Genomic DNA, 20,807 nt, shown 5'->3' with positions numbered 1-20,807 from the left:
GGCATCCCCACCCCGGCCCCCCGCGGCGCCCCCTCGCCGCTGAACCACATCCGCGTCCCCGCCCTCTTCTCCCTCCTCCTGCTCCTGGTGTGGTTCCCGCTGATCACGGGCCGCCGCGCGGACCACTACGCGTCCGCGACCACGCTCGACCCGGACGGCTTCCTCACCCGATGGCTGCTGATGACCGCCGGCCTCTTCACGCTCTCCGCGCTCTGGCTCGCCGTACGGCTGCTGCTGCGGTGGCGGCGCAGCGCCACGAAGGGCCGCCCGGCCACCGCCCACTGACGCACCGCGCCCCAGCCGCTCGCGCGCGCGTGCCGCAGCAGCGCCGGTACGCCCACCCGCGCCCACGGGAACGGGCCCCCGCCGAAGCCGCGCCCGTCCTCGACCCGCACGTCCACCCGCTCGTCCACGTCCACCGGGGCCGCCTCCGCGAGGAGCAGCCCGCCGGGCGCGAGCAGCGCAGCCGCCCGGTCGAGGAGCGCGCCGGGATCGCCGCCGATGCCGATGTTCCCGTCGATGAGCAGCGCCGTGCCCCAGCCCCCCTCGTCGGGCAGCGGCTCGAACACCGAGCGGCGCAGCGCCCGCGCCCCGATGCCCACCGCGCGCGCCACCGCCGCCTCGCTGACGTCGATGCCGAGCACCCGGTGCCCGCGCGCGGACAGCTCCGCGACCAGCCGTCCCGGCCCGCAGCCGATGTCGAGCACCGCGCCACGGCAGCGCCGCAGCACCGACAGGTCGGCCGCGTCGGGGCCCGCGCACCAGCGCTCCACGTCGAGCGGCAGCAGCCAGCCGTCGTCGCGCCGCAGGAACAGCGGCCCCTGCCCGGTGCGCAGCGCCTGCGCGTAGGGCCCCGCCGACCAGTTCCTCTCACCGGGCCCCCGCACGGCCGTCATCGACCGCCCCCGCCCCCGCCGGAGCCGCCGCTCCCGCCCCGTACCGCCGCAGGGCCCAGGAACTCGGCGAGCAGCGCGGCGAACCGGGTGCGGGGCGCGAGCGCCGCCACCGCGAGCGCGTCATCCGGCGTGTCCACGTCCCGTACCACCGGCAGGTCACGCACCCGAAGGCCCGCCCCGGTCAGCCGGGCGCGCTGCGCGCTGCCGGTGTGCGGGGTCGACATGGGCACGCCGTGCAGCAGCGCGGGCGCCGCCGCGGGCTCCGCGAGGCCGAGCGCCCAGAAGCCGCCGTCGGCCGCGGGCCCGAACCAGGCGTCGCAGTCCCCCCAGCCGCCCGCCGAGGTCGCGGGCGCGAGCAGGTCCCCGGTCAGTTGCGGGGTGTCCATGCCCACCAGCAGCGTCGGCCCCGTACACGCGCCGAAGGCGGCGGCAAGACGCTCGTCGAGCCCGCCCGCGCCCTGCGGTACGACGTCGAAGCCGGGCGGCAGCCAGCGGCCGGGGGCCCCGGCGAGCGCGAGCACCCGCCGCCGGGCCGGCACCGCGGCGACCAGCGCCAGGGTGTCCCGCAGCGCCGCCTCGGCGAGCCGCGCGGCCTGCTCGGGGGTGAAGCGCGCGGTCAGCCGGGTCTTGACCCGCCCGGGCCGCGGCTCCTTGGCGATGACGAGAAGGGTGGGGCGCCCGTCATCGTTCATCGACGACCACCCGCACCCACGGTGCCCGCACCGGGACCCGGCTCCGCGAGCACGCCCCGCATGTCCCGCACCGCGTGCCAGGTGCCCCGCCAGGTCCCGGTGACCTTCGACTTCCCGGTACGCGGCAGATACGGCACGTCGTGCTCGACGACCCGCCAGCCCGCGTCCGAGGCCCGTACCACCATCTCCAGGGGGTAGCCGCTGCGCCGGTCCGCGAGCCGCAGGCTGAGCAGCGCGTCACGGCGCGCGGCCCGCAGCGGCCCGAGGTCGTGCAGCGCGAGCCCGGTGCGGCGGCGCAGCATCCTGGCGAGGGCGAGGTTGCCCGCGCGGGCGTGCGGCGGCCAGGCCCCGCGCGCGGCGGGGCGGCGCCGCCCGAGCACCAGGTCGCTCGTCCCCGAGGCCACCTCGCGCACGAACGGCACAAGAAGCGCGGGGTCGAGCGAGGCGTCGCAGTCGCAGAAGCACACGACATCGGCGGTGGCGGCGAGCAGCCCGGCATGGCAGGCGGCGCCGAAGCCGCGCCGCGGCTCCGCCACCACGGTGGCCCCGAGCGAGCGCGCGACGTCGGCCGAGCCATCGGCGGACCCGTTGTCCACGACGAGCGCCCGCCACCCGGGCGGCACCCGTCCGAGCACCCACGGCAACGCGTCGGCCTCGTCGAGGCAGGGAAGCACCACATCCACCGGGCTCGACGCATGCCCTGCACGTACGGAAGGCGAGTGAGTCACCCGCTTCACCTTACGGACGCAAACCCGGCAAACGGGGCCCGTGCGCCTTACGAAACGCGGACGTCGGGGGCGGAGGCGGGCGGCCGGCACCCCGCCACCCGCGGCCGCCTCACAACTGCGCAGGGCGCGCGGGACGGCGCGCGCTGAGGATGACGGTGTCCATGGGCGGCCCGCAGCCCCCGCCCGGGTCCCGGAGAGTGTTCACGCTTTCCACGGCGAGACCTGCGCGCGTGAGCTGTCGTTCCCACACGGGGACGCCCAGCACCCACCGGGCGAGCGTGGCGGTGGCCCCGTCGGCGGTGCGTACCGGGATACGCACAGGGCGCACGTCGGGCTCCGGGGGGCTGCCGTCACGGTAGTGACCGAGTGTCGAGATCACGAGGAGCCCGCCGGGGCGCAGCGCCTGCGCGGTGGCGGGCAGGAGAATCCGGGGGTCGGTGAAGTCGACGGCGCCGAAGACGCTGTATGCCGTGTCGATGCTCGCCGGGTGCCGCTGGAGGCAGGCGGCGGCGTCCGCATGGACCGGATGGAGCCGGGGCACGTGGCCGTACCTCGCGTGGGCACGCTCGGTCGCGGCGGGCGAGGCGTCCACACCGATCACTCGCCGCGGTGCGAGCGTCCATGCGACGTGGGCGGCCAGGCGACCATTGCCGGAACCGAGGTCGACAACTGTCCGCCCGGCGACGTTCCCCAGGAGTTCGGCGCCGGGACCGGCGCGCTGGTACCAGTCCCAGTGGAAGCGTCCTGCCACGCCGCGGTTCTCGTCGTCGGTGCGGCGGCTGGTGCCGTAGCGGTGCCACAGGTCTGGGTGTGCCGATGAGGATGCCGTCACCCGGCTCATCCTCGCGGGCCGGGCGGGGCCGCGGGGGCGGAACGGGGACGGTGCACCCTGACGGGGGGCGCGCGGAGGCCCCGGTGCCGAGGCCGAGGCCCCTGCCGGGTTGTGTGCGGGGCCGTAATGAGAGGACACCAGGCGCACAGGTCCTGCGGGGGCCGACTTTCATGGCGTGCAACCGGTTTGCAGCGAGCGGCGGGCGCCCCGCGCGGGATGGGTGAGTGCCGGTCCGCGTCGGTCTTCCAGCAATACGGCTTCGCGCGGGCGCGGCCCGCTGGTCACTCCGTCCCGGGCATGCCCGTCCGCACGGCGTGCACAAAGGTCGCGAACGCCTCGGCCGTAACGGACAGTTGCGCGCCGTCGTGGTTCGCCGTCTTGGAGTCGCGGACGGGGACGGTGCCGCGCGAGGCGACGAGGTTCGTGGCGACCTCGATGCACTGGCCGCCGTTGCCGCTGTAGGAGGACTTGAACCAGCGGGGCGAGCCCGTCTTCACGCTGTCCACGAACGTGGAGAACGCGGCAGCGGGGATGGTCAGTACGGGGCCGCTCGTGTTCTTGGAGTCGCGGACGGGGACGATGCCGTGCGGGGCCGCGAGGTTGGCGGCGACCTCGATGCACTCGCCGCCATTGTTGCTGTACGAGGACTTGAACCAGCGGGGGGATTCCGTCGTCATGAGGGCTCCTTACGTTGCTGGTGGAACACGGACCGACCCCGCCGCCCGCTGGACGTGGGGCGACGGGGTCGGCGGTGCGCTGCGCTCAGTTGGTGCCCATCGTGCCCGTCTTGACGCCGTCTACGAAAGACGAGAACGCGTCGGCGGCGACGGTCAGGACCGGGCCGCTCACGTTCTTCGAGTCGCGGACGGGGACGATGCCGTGCGGGGCGACGAGGTTGACGGCGGCCTCGACGCAGTTGCCACCGTTGCCGCTGTAGGAGGACTTGAACCAACGGGGGGATTCGGTCATCACTGGGTGCCCTTTCGCAACTTCTGGATCATGGCCACGGACGCCGCTTGTGACAGCGCTTCAGCCTGTAGCTGATGGTAGGCCGTCAGCAAGGGGACGACGAACGTACTTTCCCGTTCGAGGTGGCCCCGGTGGGAAGATTCGGCGTACGACATGAGCGTACGTTCCGGCATCGTGAGCACCGTGACAGGCAAGCGCAGTGGCCTGCGCTCCCCCATCGAGAACGGTGCGATCTGCAAGATGGTGTTGGGCAGCTCAGCGAACTCCAGTATGCGCGCGAGCTGTTCCTCCATGACGGAGGGCTTGCCCATCGGCCGGTAAATGCACCCTTCGTCCAGCACCATGTGGATCAGTGGCGATGGCGATCGTACGAGGCTCGCTTGCCGCTTCGCAATGAGATCAACCCGTTCCTCCGCTTGTTCGGGAGTGATCGCCTCTCTGCGTACCGCGTCTGCTTCAAGCACCGTGGCGTACTTGGGTGTCTGCAACAGGCCAGGAATAGCGCCTACTGCGTACTCGCGGATTTCCGCCGCCCGTGTTTCATGAGTGAGGTACTCCGGATACCCCTCGATAAGCGCGTTCTGGCGGACCGCCTGACTCTGCCGCTCGAATCTCCCGTTGCTCCCGAAGACCCTGTCAAGACTTGCCGCAAACTGGCGAGTTGGTGGACGTCGACCAGTTTCCACGGCGGAAATATGCGTTCCCGAGCAGCCTACGCGCTCCGCCAACTCATCCTGTGTCCAGCCCCGTTCGTCCCGCAGCGTGCGAAGTTGCAGCCCGAACCTCGCGCTGGGTGACTTATCGGGGTCTAACTCTTTTCGGTTCAACTACCTCTCCCGACTATCCGTACGGATGGCGCAAGTTGATGGGTCACCAACTCTGGGTCACCCTAAGTGCCCCGGTAGTGGCGTCGCTACGGAGAGGAGCGAGCCTTGTCCCGGAAACACCTTGTCATCGCACCCGAGGCCCCCCGTGAATCACCTTCACGAGCCGCCCTCGAAGAACAGAACGAATCGACGCCGTTAGAGGTTTTGGTCGAACGGGCCCTGAAATTGGGCCGGGAGATCGAGGCCCATCTCAGAACACTGGACGAGCGGTGAGCCGCGCGGGCGCCAACGGCGCGTGGGGCGGCGGGAGTTACCGCGTGCACGCGGCCAGTTTCACGCATCCGAGGCAGGTCGCTCCCGGCATGGCCGTCTTCTGCTCGGAGCGTGGCATGCCCGGTGTGGTGACGGCCACCGAGGGCGTGTACGTGGAGGTCATGCGGCCCACGGGGCTTGTGTGGCGGGTGCGTTACTGGCGGCTGCGCCCGGCGACGTCCTGGGAGCGGCGGCAGCTCATAGCCATCGCCGCGCTCCACAGGAAGAGCCGAAGGAGGATTCCGTGAAGGACGGCAGGCGGTCGGCGGGGGCCATGGACGTGGACCCGGTGGACCCGGTGGGCACGGTCGGCGAGGACGTGATGACGGTGCACGAGCTGCGCTGGCGGCGTGATCGCCATGGTGCGCTGTTCTTGTGGCCGAAGTGCGGTGCGGGGCGGCGGGGTGAGCTGGTCACGGAGTGGCTGCGGCCCGTCAACTGCGCCGACTGCAAGGCCCTGAGGGGCACGTAGCGGGCCGGGGACGTGAGAGAGGAGGAGGGTGTGATGTTGCAGTGCACGGCCCTGCGGCGGTTGCCCGTACCGGAGACGCTGCTGCGCGCGGGCGCGGCGGGTGACCCGCCGGAGGACCCGGTCTGGTGCGCCAACGGCTACGCCGCCTGCGAACTCGCCGAGGGGCACGAGGGGGAGCACGCCGACCACCTGTGGGACGTGCCGGGTCCCTACGCGGCGGTGTGGTTCCTGTGGAACGACGGTGACGGCGACGGGGCCCACCGCTTCGCGACACTGCGCTGGTGCACCACCGCGGACTCCCGCGGCGACCCCTGCGAGTTGTACGCGTACCACCCCCGGGAGCACTCGTGGGCCGTGACCGACCCCACCCACGAAGCCCTCACCGCCGACATGAAGGACCACCCGGAGCGCTGGGGCCTGCCCCCGCACCACCCCGGCTGACGTACCGGGGGCGGGCACGGGTCACGCCCGGCGCACAACCCTTCGTGCTCCTGACAAGTCTGGAAGGGCGCGTGACGCGCGTTGTCACGCGCCGTTCCGGTCCGGCCCGCCGGGGCGGTCACGTCGGGTCCTGGAAGGTGTGGCAGATGAACTTGCGCAGAGCGGCAGGCGGTATCGGTCTGATGGCGGCGGTGGCGGTGAGCCTGTCGGTGACCGCGCCCGCGGCCCTCGCGGACACCGCGGACGGCCGCGCCGCCGCCACGAAGGGCGCCGGACTCCGGGACGACTTCAACGGCGACGGCTACGCCGACGTCGCCTTCCCCGTGCCCGCCGCGGGACTCAAGAGCTACGAGGGGAACCAGGACGGCGGCGGACCGGCGTACGACGGCTACGTGGCCGTCATGTACGGCTCCGCCGACGGCCTCGTCACCTCCTCACGGCAGGTCTTCGACCAGAACAAGCCCGGCATCCCGGGCGACGCGGAGCAGGGCGACGCCTACGGCAGCTCCGTCACCTCCGCCGACCTCGACCAGGACGGATACGCGGACCTGGTCGTCGGGGCCGGTGGTGACAACGGGGGCAAGGGATCGCTCTCGGTCATCTGGGGAGGCCCCGACGGTCTCTCGGGATCGACCTGGCTGTCCCAGGGGGCCGACTACCAGGACGCCGTCGGCGACCTCGCCGTGGCGGGGGACTTCGACGGCGACGGCGCCACCGACATCGCGACCGGCGTCCACGGGACGAGCCTGCGCGTCCTGACAGGACCCTTCGACCGCGACGGCACACCGGCGGGAGGCACCCACGAGGTGGAGGGCCCCGACGCGGGAACACCCGACGCGGCGCGGATGAGCGACCTGGCCGCGGGCGATGTGAACGGTGACGGCGTCGCCGACGTCGTCTCCGCGGGCGGCAGGGGCGACGACAGCCACGTCGGCTACTTCGCGGGCGCCTCCACGGGCCTCACCACGGGCACCACCGTCGGCGGTCTCGACGGCGCGGGCGACAACCTGGACGTCGGCGACGTGAACGGCGACCACCGCGCCGACATCGTCATCGGCCGCCCGGACGGCAACTTCGGCAGCGAGAAGCCCCTGCCGGAGGCCAAGGGCGGCATGGTCACCTACGTGCCGGGCGGCGCGGAAGGGCCCGACCCCTCGAAGCTCGGCAGGATCAACCAGGACAGCCCCGGTGTGCCGGGCGTCGCCGAGGAGGACAAGGTTGACGGCTCCGTCGACGAGTTCGGCAAGGGGGTCTCGATCGGCGACATCGACGGCGACGGGTACGCGGACGTGTCGGTCGGGGTGCCCGACGAGACCTTCGACGGCATCGAGATGGCGGGCAGCGCGGTCACCCTGCGCGGGACCGCAGAAGGACTGACGGGCCAGGGCGCGCAGGTCTTCAGCGAGGACACCCCGGGGGTGCCCGGCATCTCCCAGGAGTACGACTTCTTCGGCTCCGCCACCAAGCTCACCGACACCGACGGCGACGGCATGGCCGACCTGGTCGTCGGCTGCTCGGGCGAGGGCGAGGTCGCTTCGGAGGACAGCACCGACGGCTCGATCTGGGTCCTGCGGGCGACGGCGGACGGCGTGACCCCGGATGGCTCGATCACCTTCGGCGCCCGCACCCTGGGAGTCCCCCAGCACAACGGCGGCGGCCTCGGCTCGCTCTTCTCCTCCTGACCCGCCGCCACACCACGCCCCTGAGCCGAACGCCCGGCTCGGGGGCGCGGCACTGTTTTGAACCGCTTCGCGACGGTGTTCGTTGCATATGAGCACCCGCCCCGGGCACGGTCTTGGCGGGAAGCGGGAGACGGAAGGAAACCTGGGAGACCATAATCCGTCCAGACGGCGGCGGACCTCGCAGGCGGTCTACCAGGTGGACGGTACGGAGCGAGAAGCTCCGCCCGCCTATCTGGACTACGACCCGCGCGCGCAGCTCACGGATCGCGAGCAGGCCGATTACGACGCCGTGGCCCGCGCACGTTGGGCAGAGTGGCAGCGGGCCCAGGCCATGTCGGGGGCCACGCAATGGCAACAGCCGCCCCCCGCCCCGAATTACCAGGTCGACACCCGCCCGGCTCACCTGGCCGACACCCGTCCCGCTTACCCGGCTCTGTCCAACCCGGCCATGCCGTACGCCGGGGGGCCGATGGACCTGGACCCGACAGCCGCCCAGTTCGGAGCCAACCAGCCGCTGACCCCGGTGAGCCGGGCGAGTTCCACTCGGTGGAGCCGGGACTCCCGGGGCGTGAGCCCGGTCGGGGGATCGAGCCGGGTTCCGTCCCCGGCTACCAGGTGAGCCCGGTCGACCCCCAGCCGCCGGGCTGGCCCCCGGCGGGCCGGGGACGGCAGGACCCGTCCCAGCTCGTGGCAGCGGCGGCGAGCCTTTCCCTCACCGACGAGCCGACCTCGTCGCGGTCCGGCACGCCGAGGACCGGCCCGTCGGGTCTGCACCGGAGTGCCCATGTCCGACGGCACGTGCCCGAGGCAGAACGGGGGAAGCGGGGCAGGGGACAGGGGCACGGACCCGGAGGGGGCAGGGGCTGAGACGGCCGCTCGGAGAGACCGGCGGCCCGGTCCCCGGCCAAGGGAATCGGGGGCCGGGCCTTCAGGCCCCCGAACCGAAACCGGGCTGACCAGGCCCCGTCCGGGAGCCGCCGTCCCGGCGTCAGTGCCGTCGCTTCCGGCGTTCCGCGGCCGCGGCCTGCTGGTTCGCGCGGCGTGCCGCCCCGAGCGGGTCCCGGCGCGGCACCCGGTCCCACCGGATGACGACGCGGCGCGGATCGGCCCGGTCCACGACCACCGGCACGCGCTGTCCCGACTTCGGACAGCGCGAGCTGGGCACGGTGGCGGAGAACTCGACGGCCCGCGGCGCGATGCCCGGCCCCTCGACCACGCCCATCACGAGCGCACCGTAAAAGGCGCTCGACGTTGCCCCCATCGCCCCCGGCTGCGCGCAGACAGTCACCTTCAACGAGCCCGAAACAGGCTCCCTCATCCGCTTAACCCGCCACCACATCGCAAGTCCCATACGACCAGATCCTCCCAGGCCGCCGCGGACTGGGCGAGGGTCGGGTGGCCTTCGCACACCAGGTGGTCCGGGCCCGGCCCGACACGGCCCCCAGCGGCCGCGTTTCACCTGGGTTCAGCACGGCATTCCCGTCACCGGGAAGAACTACTGCCCGACCTGCGCCTCGGTGAACCGCCGTTCTGGCCGGCCCCGTTGCCGTGGTGACCGTTCTGGCCGGCCCCGTTGCCGTAATAGCCGTTCTGGCCTCCGGCTCCGTTCTGCCGCGGGGCTCCGTTGCGGGCCGGCCCACCGCCATTCGTGCCCGGGGTCATTCGTGCCACCTCCGCCATCAATTCCCCTTGGCGCTGCGTGAGGAAACTGCTGTAGCCGGCCAGGGAGGAAAGCGCCGACGCCGGCTCCGCGGCGGGCTGCTGCTGGGTGGCGGCCTGGGCCCTCCTCTGTTCCCGCCTCTCGGCGCGCTCCCGTTCCCTCTGGTCCCGCCTGTCCAGCTCTTCCGCCAGCCGCTCCTGAACGGGGGTCGCGGCTTGCACCCACCGCTGAAGCGCGAGCGAGTGCCTGGCGCCTGCCTGCTGGTAGGCCGCCATCCGACGTTCTGACTCTGGACGTTGACTCAACCGTGTCTCGGCCTGCGTGAGGGCTTGGCTGGTCTCCCTGAAGCTGTCGGAGAGTGCGGTCGTTCGTCGGAAATCTCGCCGAAGGGAGTGTGATGCGTGCCTCTCCATGTACTCAACTCCGCCTCGCGCGGCGTTGGACGAAGCCAGATTCTGCTGATAGTCCAAATCTGCCTGGTCTTGGGGGGAGTAGCGGCTTGGTTCCTCGTAACCGCTGGAGTCACTGGAGGGTTCGTAATTGTCAGACACTTTTACCGACTCTCCTTTTGCTGATACCGGCGGAGACCCGTGACGTGCCGGGCGTGCCGCTCTTCCGCTCGGGCTCGCCAACCGCATATGACGCTTACCCCCAGTGCAACGTCCCGATGAGCGGACCGGTTCAGCCCGCGGCGAGGGCTCCAGGTCCGGGCGGCAGAGCACATGGGAGCCGGGCGGCGCGGGACGGGAGGCCGCGGGAAGTGGCATCACGCCGGTTCGCGTCCGCACAAGACGCCGGTCCGCTGCCGAGGCAGGCAGCGGACCGCCCGGTCAACGGGGTGCCCCCGGACGGCCCGATGATTTTCGGTGCCCGCACCCTGGAAGTCCCCCGGCACAGCAGCGGCGACCACCCCCTCCGATGCCTCCCGAGAGGCTTGTTTATGCGACAACGCCAATAGTTGCGTTGTCGCATGGACGGCGCGGACGCCCGCTCCGTACGGTCGTGGAACTGTCCCACGAGGGGCACGGAACAGGGGGATTCGCCATGGCTCGTGAGGAATGGGCCGCGCGGTTCGAGCACTTCAGGCGGGAAGCCTGGCGGCTCGAAACGTTGCCGCGGTACCTCATGCCGCAGGAGGAAAAGGAGTTCGCGGGCTTCCGCGCCGGGGTGCGTATCGACCCGGAGAAGGTGGTGAACGAGTACACAGACCGGCTGCGCCGACAGGTCACGGAGGGGCGCACACAGGGGCGTGTCCATGTGGTGACCCGCCCGCTGTCGGATTACCTGCGCTTCGAGTTCCACCACTGCTACAAGGCCCACGCCATGGCGGGTGAGCAGATCCGCATTCTCGACGTCACGGAAAGGCCCAACCCACTCGATGGAGTACGGGACTTCTGGATGTTCGACCAGTCCGAAGTGGTGCTCATGAACTACCATCCGGACGGCAGGCAGATCAGCCGGGAAGTCCACAACGGCGATCCTGAACCGTTCATCGAATACCAGAGGATCGCGGTATCCGAGTCGATCACCTTCGAGGAGTACGTGAAGGGTCTTGACCTTTGAACCCGAGGCCCTGGGGCAGTCCAGGTTCGACCTGGCGGGGGCTCTGAGGAACGAGCGTAAGCGAGCCGGGTGGACGCAAGTCCGGCTCGCGAAGCGGTGCAACATGAGCCAGACCAGGGTCAGTAACATCGAGAGCGGGAAGCTGACCCCGGCCTTGGTGGACGTGGAACTGATCCTCGAAGCTCTTGGGACGGAGGGGGCGCCGGCAGCCGAGGTCCTCGCTCTGGCCCGCGCGGCGAACACGGAGTGGCAGGACCACTGGGGCTCCCAGCGGCGGGGACTGGACAAGAAGCAGAACGAGTTGGCCCGCCTGGAAGCCGTTACCTCCGAGTTCCGGTTCTTCCTGCCAACCATGATCACGGGGCTTTTGGCGACGCATGACTACGTGCGGGCCAGTCTGTCGCGCCGACTCTCACTGAACGGCCGCAACCGACATGCCCCGCTCCGGCTCACCACCGACAGGTGCGGGGCACGCCCTTGACGGAGAGAGCCACCATGCCGACACGTCATAACCATGATGACGAACGCGATCTCTTGGACACCTACGCAACGAGCGTCACCAGGGAGATCGGCGCTCCAGTCATGAACTGGACGCAGTACGCCGGGCACGGCCCAGGTTGGGAGAACCTGTTGCTGAGGGCCGGGTTTTTGACGGCGGAGGTGCGGATTCTCGGCGCCCCCCAACCGGACCACATCGGGACGTTGATCGGGCGGGCCATGGCGAATTGAAGCGGGGCCGGGCGTCACGGCCGTCCCGGCCGCCCCGGGAGCCCAGGCCATCCCGGCCCTTCCAGCCGTCCCGGCCGCCCCGACAAGCCCGGCAGCTAAGCGTCCCCCCTCCGTAGCCCCGCGAGCACCGCGTCGAGCAGGGGCTGTCGGTACTCCGGGGTGCCGGGGACCTTCGCGATGGCCACCACGAGGTCGAGGATCTGGTCGAGGTCCAGGTCGTCAGTGATCTGGTGCGCCTCCTGGGCGGCGGCGAGCAGCGGCCGGCCGGCCGCCAGCATCCGGCCCCGGCTGTCGAAGACGGGATCGGTCCTGTCGGTGTGCTCAAGCAGGCCGATGACGACCGGCCGCTTGGTGGTGACGTACTGGAAGAACCGGCGCAGCCAGTTCGTGAGCCGGTCCCCCGGGCTGTCGCCCTCGACCGCCGCCGCGGCGGCGCAGACCTCGTCGACCTCGTCGACGAGCAGCGCCTCCAGGAGTTCATGGCGGCTCGCGAAGTTGCGGTACAGGGTCGCCATGCCCACCCCGGCCCTCCGGGCGACCTCGGCCATGGACGTCTCGGTTCCCGCGGCGGAGAAGGCGCCGCGTGCCGCTTCGAGAATCCGTCGGCGATTGCGGGCCGCGTCGGCCCTCCTGGAGGGCGGCGAGTCAGTCATCCGAGTGTCCTTGCGTAAGTGGATAGGCTATCCGTATAGTGATGTGAACACCCTCTCCGTTTCTGCGGAGACCCTATCGAATCCGTTCAGGGAACGCCATGAGCACAGTAAGTACCCCGGGGCCGACCGCGACGTCCGGCCCGTCACGCCCCGTCCGCCGCTGGCTGGTACTGGCGATCTGCTGCCTCAGCGTGGGCGTGACCGGCATCAACCTCACCATCGTCAACGTGGCGCTCCCGTCGATCAGCGAGGACCTGCACGCCCCGGTCAGCAGCCTTCAGTGGACGGTCTCCACCTACTCCCTGGTCATGGCCTGCCTGCTCCTGCTCTCCGGTTCGATGGCCGACCGCTTCGGCCGCAGGCGGATCTTCCAGCTCGGGCTGACGCTGTTCTCCCTCGGTTCCCTCCTGTGCGGCCTGGCACCCGGCGTCGGCTGGCTGATCGCCTTCGTCAGCGTGCAGGCGGTGGGCGGCTCGATGCTCAACCCGGTCGCGATGTCGATCATCGTCGGCGTGTTCACCGACCGCCAGGAACGGGCACGGGCGATCGGCGTGTGGGGATCGGTGATCGGGATCACCGTCGCGGTCGGACCCGTGCTCGGCGGCCTGCTGGTCAGCGGCGTCGGCTGGCGGTCGGTGTTCTGGATCAACGTCCCGCTCGGGATCGCCGCCCTCCTGCTCACCCGGCGGTTCCTCCCCGAGTCCAGGGCCGCCAGGGCGCGCGCGTTCGACCCGCCGGGCCAGGCGCTGATCATCGTCCTGTTCGCGTCGATCATCGCCGCGACCATCGAGGGCCCCCGCCGCGGCTGGGCGGACCCCTGGATCATCGTCCTGCTCGCGCTCGCCGCCCTGGCCCTCGCCGGGATACTCGTCGTCGAGCCCCGGCGGTCCGAGCCGCTGATCGACCTGCGGTTCTTCCGCAGCCCCCCGTTCTCCGGCGCGAACGTGACCTCCCTCGTGATGTCGGCAGGACTCGGCGGGTTCCTGTTCCTCAACACCCTTTACCTCCAGGACCTCCGCCACTTCAGCCCCCTGCGCGCCGGGCTGATGATCATCCCGTTGGCCGTGGGCCAAGCCGTCGCCGCCACCCTCTCCGGGCGGCTCGTCGCCTCCCGGGGCGACCGCCTGCCCCTCACGCTCGGCGGCGCGCTGCTCGCCGTCGGCGGCTTCCTCCTCGTGCCCCTGACCGCCCACACCGGGATCGTCCATCTGCTGGCCGCCTACACCCTCTTCGGCCTCGGCGCGGGCATGGTCAGCCCCCCGGTCAACCACACCGCCGTCACCGGGCTGCCGCCCGACCAGGTCGGTGTCGCCGGGGCGCTCGCCGCCAGCGCCCGCCAGTTCGGCATCTCCGTCGGCGTCGCCGTCACCGGCTCGATCGTGGCCGGCGCCGGGACCGGCACCGGCTTCATCGACTCAAGCCACGCCGCCTGGGCCGTCCTCGGCGGCTGCGGACTCGCCGCACTCGTGCTCGGCATTGTCTCCACCAGCGGCTGGGCCAGGGCCACCGCCGCCCGCAACGGGCAGCGCCTCGCCGCCGCACCGCTCCCCGCGTCCCAGGGCCACCCCGCGCCCGGCCGATCCGCGGACCCCTCCGAGGCCGGGAAGGAGTGACGAGTGACGCGGGGCCGCTCGCGGACTGATCCGCAAACACCGATCCGCAAACAGCGGACTGAATGTGTTCAGTTATGCAGTGAGGGATCTCATGACAGAAACTGTTTCCAGCGAACTCCCCGGTCAGGAATTTCCGGTCGCCCGCGGTTGCCCGTTCGCCGAGCCCGACGCGTATGCGCGCCTGCGCGAGCGGAAACCGGTCAGCAAGGTCCGTCTGCGCGGCGGGCAGCAGACCTGGTGGGTGTCCGGGTACGCAGAAGCCCGTGCCGTCCTCGCCGATCGCCGTTTCTCCTCGGACCGGAGAAAGGACAACTACCCGAACCCCAACGGGGACCCACGTTTCCGCGAGAGGTTCCGCCACCAGCCGCCGCCCATGGTCAGCCTGGACGGCGCGGAACACACCGCGGCCCGGCGGGCGTTGACCGGCGAGTTCACCATGAAGCGGCTGGCCGCGCTGCGGCCCCGGATCGAGCGGATCGTCGACGGGTTCGTCGACGCCATGCTGGCCTCCGACTCCCGCCCCGTCGACCTGGTGCAGGCCCTGTCCCTGCCGGTGCCGTCGCTGGTGATCTGCGAGCTACTCGGCGTGCCCTACCGCGACCACGGCCACTTCCAGAGCCGCACGGCCGCCATGATCCGCAGGACCGCGTCGGCCGAGGAGCGGCTGCGGGCCTTCGACGAACTGCGCGGATACCTCGCCGACCTGCTGGCCCGCAAGGAGTCGGAACCCGGCGACGACCTCCTCAGCCGGCAGCTCGCCCGGCAGCGCGAGAAGGGCGCGCTCGACCGCGAGAGCCTGGTGAGCACGGCCACCGGGCTGCTGGTCGCCGGTCACGAGACCACCGCGAACATGATCTCCCTCGGGGTGGCCGGGCTGCTTGAGCACCCGGAGCAACTGGTCTCGATCACGTCCGACCCGGCCAGGACACCCCGGGCCGTCGAGGAACTGCTGCGCTACTTCTCCATCGTGGAGACGGCCACCTCGCGAATCGCGACCGAGGACGTCGAGATCGCGGGGGTCACCATCAGGGCGGACGAGGGAGTCATCGTCTCCGGGCTCTCCGCCGACTGGGACCCGGCGGTGTTCGAGAACCCCGGCGCACTCGACCTGGGGCGCGAGGCCCGTCACCACATCGCCTTCGGCTACGGCCCGCACCAGTGCCTCGGTCAGAACCTGGCCCGGATCGAGTTGCAGACCGTGTTCGACACGCTGTTCCGGCGGATTCCCGGCCTGCGGCTCGCCGAGCCGGTGGACGACATCCCCTTCAAGGCCAACGCCTCCGTCTACGGCGCCTACGCGCTGCCCGTCACCTGGTGAGGAGAGAGCGATGCGGATCGAGGCCGACAACGGAGTCTGCGTGGCGGCCGTCGGCCTGTGCCCGTCCCGGGCGCTGTCCGTCGTGGCGGAGTAGTGGCCCCAACCGGGTTGCGCACCGCGGCAGTCGGGCCGACGACGCAGCGAGGCCCCGCCACTCCCTCCGCGAAGTGGCGGGGCGCGCACCGGCCACCGGGCCGGCCTGCCCGGCGCACACCGCGGCCGTCCGGCAGGCCCGGGGGCGTACACCGGCCGTACGGCCGCCCGTTCAGCCGGTGAAGTTCACGTCGCTGCACGAGTAGAACGACTGGTCCTTGTGGCTGGCCTGCCAGATCATGAACACGATGTGGTGCCCCGTCCTGCCCGGCGCGCTCACCGGGATCGAGACCGCGGTGCCCGGGTAGTCCGGGTCGGGGCTCGGGTCGCCCTCGCCGGGCAGTATCTTGCCGGTCTCGGCGACCAGTTCCAGGTCGTCCCAGCCGAGCGGCTGGGTCGTGGGGTCGTAGCCCTGCTTGGTGACGTAGACGCGGTAGTAGTCGGCGCCGTGGTCGGCCGCGTCCAGGTTGACGAACGTGAAGTTGTTCGGGGTGTCCGTGGCCGTCCAGTCGCCCACCGCGTCGAGGGAGTTGTAGAAGCCGCCCTGGGCCTGGCCGCCGCTGCACAGGTGGCCGTCCTTGAGCACTTCCTCGTGCCTGCCCGCCACGTCGTCCTGGTAGAGGCCGTTCCAGTTCCACATGGTGTTGGGGTTGGCCTGCCACGCCTGCCAGCACATGGGGTCCTCGTCGGCCATGGCCGGGTTCTGGAAGTCGCCGCCCCAGCGGTCGAGACAACTGAAGTTGCGGGAGGGCGGGGTGATCGCGGTGCCGTGGGCCGAGGCGGTGCCGCCCGCGCCGAGCGTGCCGACGAGCGCCGCCGCGGACGCCAGCGTCAGCAGCCGGACGACCGCTTTCTTTTGCGTGTTCATGTCAATCCATCCTCGGGGTTCGCGTGCAGGGGGGTGCCCGATCCTTGGGAGCGCTCCCATGTGCGGGGATGTGGGAGCGCTCCCAATGTAAGGGGCGCGACCGGCGCGTGGCCAGGGGGCGGACCGCGCCTTCGTGCGGGCGGGTACGGGCGGTCGGGGGAGCCGGGAACCTTACGGATCGCGGACGATCGGCGCCCCGGGCGCCGCGTGCGCCCGCGCGGTCGGGGGCGGGTGCGACGCTGAAGGCATGCAGAACCAGCCGCACACCCCCGGCGCCCGCGTACTCGTCGTCGATGACGACCCCACCGTCGCGGAGGTCGTCGAGGGCTATCTGACCCGTGCGGGCCACGCCGTGGTCCGGGCGGCCGACGGCCCCGCCGCCCTCGCCAGGGCCGGCGAGCGCCGCCCCGACCTGGTGGTGCTCGACCTGATGCTGCCCGGCATGGACGGCCTTGAGGTCTGCCGCAGGCTGCGCGAGGACGGGCCCGTGCCCGTGGTGATGCTCACCGCCCGCGGCGACGAGGACGACCGCATCCTCGGCCTTGAGGTCGGCGCGGACGACTACGTCACCAAGCCGTTCAGCCCCAGGGAGCTGGTGCTGCGCGTGGAGTCGGTACTGCGCCGCAGCCGCCCGCCCGCGGCCTCCGACACCGCCCCGCTCGCCGCCGCGGGGCTCACCGTCGACCCGGCCGCCCGCCGCGCCAGCAAGAAGGGCGCCGAACTGGCGCTGACAGTGCGGGAGTTCGACCTGCTCACGTTCTTCCTGCGGCACCCGGGGCGCGCCTTCGGGCGTGAGGAGCTGATGCGGGAGGTGTGGGGCTGGGACTTCGGCGACCTGTCCACCGTGACGGTGCACGTGCGCAGGCTGCGCGGCAAGATCGAGGACGATCCCGCGCGGCCCCGGCTGATCCAGACCGTGTGGGGCGTGGGCTACCGCCTCGACACCGGCGCACCGCCACCGGACGGAGCCGCCCCGCGGCCCCCTGGCGCGAGCGCCCACCCCAGTCCCTGACGGCCCGTACCCCCGAGGACCCCCGTGCACGACATGCTGCTGATAGCCCTCTACGCCTTCCTCGGCGCCGCCGCCGTCGGGCTGCTCGGGGTGGGCGCGCTGCTCGCGCTGCGCCGCAGGTCGCTGACCGTGTCGCTGGCGGTGGTGGTCTCGGTGGCGGTCATGGCGATGCTCGCCGGGACGCTCGCGGTGGCCTGGGCGATGTTCCTCTCCGCGCACGACCTCAAGGTGGTGACGACGGTGGTGGCGATGGCGGCGGTGGTGTCCCTCGCGGCGGCACTGCTGCTCGGCCACTGGGTGGTGGCGCGCAGCAGGGCGCTCACCAGGGCCGCGCGCTCCTTCGGCGAGGGCGGCAGCTTCGCGGCGCCCTCGGTGCCGCCCACCGCCGAACTCGCCGCGCTCACCAGGGAGCTGGAGGCGACAAGCGCGCGGCTCGCGGAGTCCAGGGACAGGGAGCGTGCGCTGGAGAGTTCGCGCCGGGAGCTGGTCGCCTGGATCTCCCACGACCTGCGCACCCCGCTCGCGGGGCTGCGGGCGATGTCGGAGGCGCTGGAGGACGGCATGGTCGACGACCCCGACCGCTATCTGCGCCAGATGCGTACCGAGGTGGAGCGGCTGAACACCATGGTGGGCGACCTCTTCGAGCTGTCCCGTATCCACGCGGGCACGCTGGCGCTCACCAGGTCGCGGGTGTCGGTGTACGACCTGGTGGGGGACGCCATAGCGGGCGCCGACCCGCTGGCCCGCGAGCACGGGGTGCGGCTCGTGGGCGACGGGATCGACCCGGTGCCGGTGGAGGTGGACGGCAAGGAGATGAGCAGGGTGCTGGGCAACCTGCTGGTCAACGCCATCCGCAGGACCCCCGAGGACGGCACGGTGGCGGTGTCGGCGCGGCGCGGCGACCAGGGCGTGGTGCTCGCGGTGACGGACGGCTGCGGCGGGATTCCCGAGGAGGAGCTGCCGCGGGTCTTCGACACCGGCTGGCGCGGCTCCGACGCCAGGACGCCGCCCGCGGGCGCGGGCCTCGGCCTCGCCATCGTCCGCGGCATCGTGGAGGCCCACCGCGGCTCGGCGACGGTACGCAATGTGCAGGGCGGCTGCCGCTTCGAGGTGACGCTCCCGGCGTCGTGAGACGGGCGCCCGCGGCTACGGGCGGCTCACCCCGCACCACCGCCCACCCCCGTCTCACCCCGCGCGCCCCCGCTCGCCCCACTCCCGCGCGCCTCAGCGCTTCTCACCCCCGCGCGCCTGCGCGCGACCCGAGCGTCGCCGCGTTGCCTGTGATGGCGTAGCTCTCACCCCCGCGCGCCTCCGCGCCTCTCACCCCGCGCGCCTCCGCCCGCCTCACCCCCGCGCCCCCGCGTCCGCCCCGCCACCGTCCGGCGGTACGAGCAGATCCACGATCCGGCCCGCGTCCTCGGTCTCCGCCACCCCCCGCAGCCCCTCCAGCGCCCGTGCCGCGCCCTCGGGGCCGAGGAGGGGGGTGGCCAGGGTCGTGAACTTGGTCTCGACGGACTGCCGGGACAGGGGGCGGGCGGGGTGGCCGAGGGGGTGGGTGCGTTCCGCGGTGCGGGTGCGTCCTTCGTGGGTGGTGACGGTCACCCGGCAGGGCGCCTCGCCGGGCCAGCGGGCGGTGAACCCCGGGTCCTCGCGCACCGTCACCCGCGCCAGCAGCGCCCGTACCTCCGGGTCGGCCAGCCGCTCCGGGTCGAACGAGCGCACCGTCACCGGGCCGTGCACCAGGGCCACCGCCACCAGGTACGGCAGGCTGTGGTCGGCGGTCTCACGGGTCTCGGGGGACCACTTCGCCGGGTCGCCCGCGATCTCGTCGTACGCGTTCCAGTACGTGTCCACCCGCACCCCCGCCACGTCCGCCGCGTCCACCCCCGCCTCCTCGCGCAGCGCGAGCACCATCTCCACCGGCGCCTGCGCATGGAACTCCACCGGGCGCTCCTTGATCGACGTGGCCTCGACGAGCCAGGGCTCAGAGCCGCCGAAGGGCCGTACCGCGAACTCGCCCGTGACCTGCTGCCAGAGGCCGTCCTTGCCCTCGAAGGCGCGGTCGGGCCCCGTCATGCCGTCGGCGGCGAGCTGCGCGGCGAACACCCCGAGGCGGACCGCCGCGGCGGTGGCGCAGCCCTTCCACATCGACAGCGCCCCGGCGCGGGTGGCGCGGGTCGGCACGGACATGGTGGCGGCGAGCGCCACCGCGTGTTCGAGGCGCTCCTGGCCGAGGCCGAGCAGCAGCCCCGCGCCGACGGTCGCGCCGAGCCCTGTCATCACGCCCTGGTCCCAGCCGCGGGAGCGCACCGACACCGTCTTCGCGATCGCCCCGTACGCCTCGTACCCCGCGACGATCGCACGCAGCAGCGCGGGCCCGGGCGCGCGCACCGACTCGGCGACCGCGAGCAGCGCGGGGACCATGTCGCTCGGGTGCCCGGAACCCGCGCCCGCGTAGGTGTCGTTGCAGTCGAGGTAGCGGGCCATGACGGCGCCCGCGAACGCGGCGTGCTCGACGTCGGTGGCGGCCGCGGTGCCCAGTACCCGCGCGGGCGGCGTCCCGCTGTGCCGCGCGGCGATCGCGCGGGCGATCGCCGCGGGCGGGCTGTCGCTGCCGCCCGCCGCGCAGGCGAGGGTGTCGAGGAGGCGCAGCGCGGCGGCGTCGAGCACCCGCCCCGGGATGTCGCGGTCGAGCAGTTCCAGGCTCCGCCGGGCCAGCGCCCGGGTCGTCGCGTCGCTCATCGGCACCTCTCTCCGGCCGGCCGTCCCCGGCACTCCTGCCCCGTTGCCCCCTCGGCCCGTCCGCGGGCCCCACCCCTCCTACCCGTTACCCGGCGCCGCCCTCGCCCCACCGCCCCGTACGAACACCGCGCACGACCCGTACGAACACCGCTGGTCCTGCCGGTGAACGGTGCCGGTGGCGGGTGGAGCCGCCCGGGGGCGTGGCGGCGCTGTGTTACCGTTGCTGGCGTTGCAGTTTTGGTACCCATGAACTCTGTGTGCGCCTGACGGGATGTGACCCTCGGGCGCATTCCTGTGTGTGGCCTCCGGACGGGGTGGTCAACGCGGCGACACCCGGTTCGCGAGGTGCGGGCCGTGGACCTGCCCCTGTCAGAGGAGACGACATGGCAACCGGAACCGTTAAGTGGTTCAACGCGGAAAAGGGCTTCGGCTTCATCGAGCAGGACGGCGGCGGCGCCGACGTCTTCGCCCACTACTCGAACATCGTCGCCACCGGCTTCCGTGAGCTGCACGAGGGCCAGAAGGTGGCCTTCGACGTCACGCAGGGCCAGAAGGGCCCGCAGGCGGAGAACATCGTCCCCGCCTGATCGACCGGCGCGACGGCAGCCGGGTCCCGCATCTTGGACGCGGGGCCCGGCTTTTCGTTCGCGCCCACCGACCGGCTCGTTCCCCGAGTCTCCGCCCCTCGTATGCACCGGCGGAGCC

22 protein-coding genes and 2 pseudogenes are annotated in these 20,807 nt (G+C 72.2%); 12 read left to right on the top strand and 12 right to left on the bottom strand.

Translation table 11 applies throughout. The features are described from left to right. Positions 1 to 125 precede the first annotated feature (125 nt). The 8 genes and pseudogenes from ACIBIW_RS18865 to ACIBIW_RS18830 all read right to left on the bottom strand — a co-directional run bounded on the left by ACIBIW_RS18865 (position 126) and on the right by ACIBIW_RS18830 (position 4,944). The gene (locus tag ACIBIW_RS18865; RefSeq protein WP_399337454.1) at positions 126 to 896 is read right to left on the bottom strand and encodes a class I SAM-dependent methyltransferase; all 771 of its coding nucleotides are present in this window, start codon (positions 894 to 896) and stop codon (positions 126 to 128) included. Beyond that, positions 893 to 1,588: a DUF2064 domain-containing protein gene (locus ACIBIW_RS18860; protein ID WP_399337452.1), complete on the bottom strand. Its 696-nt coding sequence runs from the start codon at positions 1,586 to 1,588 to the stop codon at positions 893 to 895. Before ACIBIW_RS18860 ends, ACIBIW_RS18865 begins: the two co-directional genes overlap by 4 nt. Then, positions 1,585 to 2,325 carry a glycosyltransferase family 2 protein gene (locus tag ACIBIW_RS18855; RefSeq protein ID WP_399337450.1) on the bottom strand — a complete coding sequence of 247 codons (741 nt, stop codon included), beginning with the start codon at positions 2,323 to 2,325 and terminating at the stop codon, positions 1,585 to 1,587. Before ACIBIW_RS18855 ends, ACIBIW_RS18860 begins: the two co-directional genes overlap by 4 nt. Before the next feature lie 100 nt (positions 2,326 to 2,425). Then, a complete protein-coding gene (locus ACIBIW_RS18850; protein ID WP_399337448.1) occupies positions 2,426 to 3,148 on the bottom strand; it encodes a class I SAM-dependent methyltransferase in 723 nt (240 codons plus the stop codon). Between the two features lie 281 nt (positions 3,149 to 3,429). Next, positions 3,430 to 3,615, bottom strand: a pseudogene (locus tag ACIBIW_RS18845) (DUF397 domain-containing protein); the annotation flags it as partial. A gap of 18 nt (positions 3,616 to 3,633) precedes the next feature. Then, positions 3,634 to 3,825: pseudogene (locus tag ACIBIW_RS18840) on the bottom strand (DUF397 domain-containing protein); the annotation flags it as partial. An 85-nt stretch (positions 3,826 to 3,910) separates the two neighbouring features. Further along, positions 3,911 to 4,117 carry a DUF397 domain-containing protein gene (locus tag ACIBIW_RS18835; protein WP_399337446.1) on the bottom strand — a complete coding sequence of 69 codons (207 nt, stop codon included), beginning with the start codon at positions 4,115 to 4,117 and terminating at the stop codon, positions 3,911 to 3,913. Continuing rightward, positions 4,117 to 4,944 carry a Scr1 family TA system antitoxin-like transcriptional regulator gene (locus ACIBIW_RS18830; RefSeq protein ID WP_399337444.1) on the bottom strand — a complete coding sequence of 276 codons (828 nt, stop codon included), beginning with the start codon at positions 4,942 to 4,944 and terminating at the stop codon, positions 4,117 to 4,119. The genes ACIBIW_RS18835 and ACIBIW_RS18830 overlap by 1 nt, the downstream gene beginning before the upstream one ends. Positions 4,945 to 5,261: 317 nt before the next feature. Between ACIBIW_RS18830 and ACIBIW_RS18825 the strand changes: the two genes are divergently transcribed. From ACIBIW_RS18825 to ACIBIW_RS18810, 4 genes are all read left to right on the top strand, one after another. Next, a complete protein-coding gene (locus tag ACIBIW_RS18825; protein WP_399337442.1) occupies positions 5,262 to 5,504 on the top strand; it encodes a hypothetical protein in 243 nt (80 codons plus the stop codon). Beyond that, positions 5,501 to 5,728: a hypothetical protein gene (locus tag ACIBIW_RS18820; RefSeq protein ID WP_399337440.1), complete on the top strand. Its 228-nt coding sequence runs from the start codon at positions 5,501 to 5,503 to the stop codon at positions 5,726 to 5,728. The genes ACIBIW_RS18825 and ACIBIW_RS18820 overlap by 4 nt, the downstream gene beginning before the upstream one ends. A gap of 33 nt (positions 5,729 to 5,761) precedes the next feature. Continuing rightward, positions 5,762 to 6,169: a hypothetical protein gene (locus ACIBIW_RS18815; RefSeq protein WP_399337438.1), complete on the top strand. Its 408-nt coding sequence runs from the start codon at positions 5,762 to 5,764 to the stop codon at positions 6,167 to 6,169. A gap of 146 nt (positions 6,170 to 6,315) precedes the next feature. Then, on the top strand, positions 6,316 to 7,851 hold the full coding sequence (locus ACIBIW_RS18810) for an FG-GAP repeat domain-containing protein (protein ID WP_399337436.1): 1,536 nt from the start codon (positions 6,316 to 6,318) through the stop codon (positions 7,849 to 7,851). A 988-nt stretch (positions 7,852 to 8,839) separates the two neighbouring features. Here ACIBIW_RS18810 and ACIBIW_RS18805 read toward each other — a convergent pair. Further along, entirely contained in the window at positions 8,840 to 9,076 is a 237-nt protein-coding gene (locus ACIBIW_RS18805; protein ID WP_399337434.1) for a hypothetical protein, read from the bottom strand. Positions 9,077 to 10,555: 1,479 nt separating this feature from the next. On the opposite strand from ACIBIW_RS18805, the gene ACIBIW_RS18800 reads away from it, so the two are divergent. The 3 genes from ACIBIW_RS18800 to ACIBIW_RS18790 are packed head-to-tail and all read left to right on the top strand — an operon-like array spanning position 10,556 to position 11,803. After that, positions 10,556 to 11,074, top strand: a complete 519-nt coding sequence (locus ACIBIW_RS18800; protein WP_399337432.1) for a DUF6879 family protein — start codon at positions 10,556 to 10,558, stop codon at positions 11,072 to 11,074. Then, the gene (locus ACIBIW_RS18795) at positions 11,064 to 11,555 is read left to right on the top strand and encodes a multiprotein-bridging factor 1 family protein (RefSeq protein ID WP_399337430.1); all 492 of its coding nucleotides are present in this window, start codon (positions 11,064 to 11,066) and stop codon (positions 11,553 to 11,555) included. The genes ACIBIW_RS18800 and ACIBIW_RS18795 overlap by 11 nt, the downstream gene beginning before the upstream one ends. A gap of 14 nt (positions 11,556 to 11,569) precedes the next feature. Continuing rightward, positions 11,570 to 11,803, top strand: coding sequence for a hypothetical protein (locus ACIBIW_RS18790; protein ID WP_399337428.1), 234 nt, complete (start codon positions 11,570 to 11,572; stop codon positions 11,801 to 11,803). 95 nt (positions 11,804 to 11,898) lie between these two features. On the opposite strand, the gene ACIBIW_RS18785 is transcribed toward ACIBIW_RS18790, so the two are convergent. After that, entirely contained in the window at positions 11,899 to 12,456 is a 558-nt protein-coding gene (locus ACIBIW_RS18785) for a TetR/AcrR family transcriptional regulator (protein WP_399337426.1), read from the bottom strand. A 98-nt stretch (positions 12,457 to 12,554) separates the two neighbouring features. Between ACIBIW_RS18785 and ACIBIW_RS18780 the strand changes: the two genes are divergently transcribed. Both ACIBIW_RS18780 and ACIBIW_RS18775 read left to right on the top strand, forming a co-directional pair. After that, entirely contained in the window at positions 12,555 to 14,069 is a 1,515-nt protein-coding gene (locus ACIBIW_RS18780) for an MFS transporter (protein WP_399337424.1), read from the top strand. A 91-nt stretch (positions 14,070 to 14,160) separates the two neighbouring features. After that, complete coding sequence (locus tag ACIBIW_RS18775) at positions 14,161 to 15,387, top strand: cytochrome P450 (protein ID WP_399337422.1); 1,227 nt, start codon at positions 14,161 to 14,163, stop codon at positions 15,385 to 15,387. Positions 15,388 to 15,652: 265 nt separating this feature from the next. On the opposite strand, the gene ACIBIW_RS18770 is transcribed toward ACIBIW_RS18775, so the two are convergent. Continuing rightward, positions 15,653 to 16,348, bottom strand: a complete 696-nt coding sequence (locus ACIBIW_RS18770) for a lytic polysaccharide monooxygenase (protein WP_399337421.1) — start codon at positions 16,346 to 16,348, stop codon at positions 15,653 to 15,655. Positions 16,349 to 16,595: 247 nt separating this feature from the next. Here ACIBIW_RS18770 and ACIBIW_RS18765 point away from each other — a divergent pair, with 247 nt between their 5' ends. Beyond that, the gene (locus ACIBIW_RS18765) at positions 16,596 to 17,360 is read left to right on the top strand and encodes a response regulator transcription factor (RefSeq protein ID WP_399337419.1); all 765 of its coding nucleotides are present in this window, start codon (positions 16,596 to 16,598) and stop codon (positions 17,358 to 17,360) included. 24 nt (positions 17,361 to 17,384) lie between these two features. Then, positions 17,385 to 18,491, top strand: coding sequence for a sensor histidine kinase (locus ACIBIW_RS18760; protein ID WP_399337417.1), 1,107 nt, complete (start codon positions 17,385 to 17,387; stop codon positions 18,489 to 18,491). A gap of 213 nt (positions 18,492 to 18,704) precedes the next feature. Here the strand turns inward: ACIBIW_RS18760 and ACIBIW_RS18755 are convergent, their stop codons facing one another. After that, the gene (locus tag ACIBIW_RS18755; protein WP_399337415.1) at positions 18,705 to 20,102 is read right to left on the bottom strand and encodes an MmgE/PrpD family protein; all 1,398 of its coding nucleotides are present in this window, start codon (positions 20,100 to 20,102) and stop codon (positions 18,705 to 18,707) included. A 383-nt stretch (positions 20,103 to 20,485) separates the two neighbouring features. Between ACIBIW_RS18755 and ACIBIW_RS18750 the strand changes: the two genes are divergently transcribed. Continuing rightward, positions 20,486 to 20,689, top strand: coding sequence for a cold-shock protein (locus tag ACIBIW_RS18750; RefSeq protein WP_399337413.1), 204 nt, complete (start codon positions 20,486 to 20,488; stop codon positions 20,687 to 20,689). Positions 20,690 to 20,807: the final 118 nt, after the last annotated feature.

The sequence above is a fragment of the Streptomyces sp. NPDC050560 genome (assembly GCF_044457285.1).
In the GTDB taxonomy this organism is placed as follows: Bacteria; Actinomycetota; Actinomycetes; order Streptomycetales; family Streptomycetaceae; genus Streptomyces.
The sequence above is the reverse complement of the archived record's forward strand: the minus strand, read 5'-3'. Positions and strand labels throughout refer to the sequence as shown.

Excerpts from the sequence above, each read along its gene's own strand:
- ACIBIW_RS18750 (WP_399337413.1), top strand. The coding sequence starts at position 20,486 with ATGGCAACCGGAACCGTTAAGTGGTTCAACGCGGAAAAGGGCTTCGGC.
- ACIBIW_RS18770 (WP_399337421.1), bottom strand. The coding sequence starts at position 16,348 with ATGAACACGCAAAAGAAAGCGGTCGTCCGGCTGCTGACGCTGGCGTCC.
- ACIBIW_RS18835 (WP_399337446.1), bottom strand. The coding sequence starts at position 4,117 with ATGACCGAATCCCCCCGTTGGTTCAAGTCCTCCTACAGCGGCAACGGT.
- ACIBIW_RS18810 (WP_399337436.1), top strand. The coding sequence starts at position 6,316 with ATGAACTTGCGCAGAGCGGCAGGCGGTATCGGTCTGATGGCGGCGGTG.
- ACIBIW_RS18800 (WP_399337432.1), top strand. The coding sequence starts at position 10,556 with ATGGCTCGTGAGGAATGGGCCGCGCGGTTCGAGCACTTCAGGCGGGAA.
- ACIBIW_RS18785 (WP_399337426.1), bottom strand. The coding sequence starts at position 12,456 with ATGACTGACTCGCCGCCCTCCAGGAGGGCCGACGCGGCCCGCAATCGC.
- ACIBIW_RS18865 (WP_399337454.1), bottom strand. The coding sequence starts at position 896 with ATGACGGCCGTGCGGGGGCCCGGTGAGAGGAACTGGTCGGCGGGGCCC.
- ACIBIW_RS18815 (WP_399337438.1), top strand. The coding sequence starts at position 5,762 with ATGTTGCAGTGCACGGCCCTGCGGCGGTTGCCCGTACCGGAGACGCTG.
- ACIBIW_RS18860 (WP_399337452.1), bottom strand. The coding sequence starts at position 1,588 with ATGAACGATGACGGGCGCCCCACCCTTCTCGTCATCGCCAAGGAGCCG.
- ACIBIW_RS18775 (WP_399337422.1), top strand. The coding sequence starts at position 14,161 with ATGACAGAAACTGTTTCCAGCGAACTCCCCGGTCAGGAATTTCCGGTC.
- ACIBIW_RS18765 (WP_399337419.1), top strand. The coding sequence starts at position 16,596 with ATGCAGAACCAGCCGCACACCCCCGGCGCCCGCGTACTCGTCGTCGAT.
- ACIBIW_RS18780 (WP_399337424.1), top strand. The coding sequence starts at position 12,555 with ATGAGCACAGTAAGTACCCCGGGGCCGACCGCGACGTCCGGCCCGTCA.
- ACIBIW_RS18790 (WP_399337428.1), top strand. The coding sequence starts at position 11,570 with ATGCCGACACGTCATAACCATGATGACGAACGCGATCTCTTGGACACC.
- ACIBIW_RS18755 (WP_399337415.1), bottom strand. The coding sequence starts at position 20,102 with ATGAGCGACGCGACGACCCGGGCGCTGGCCCGGCGGAGCCTGGAACTG.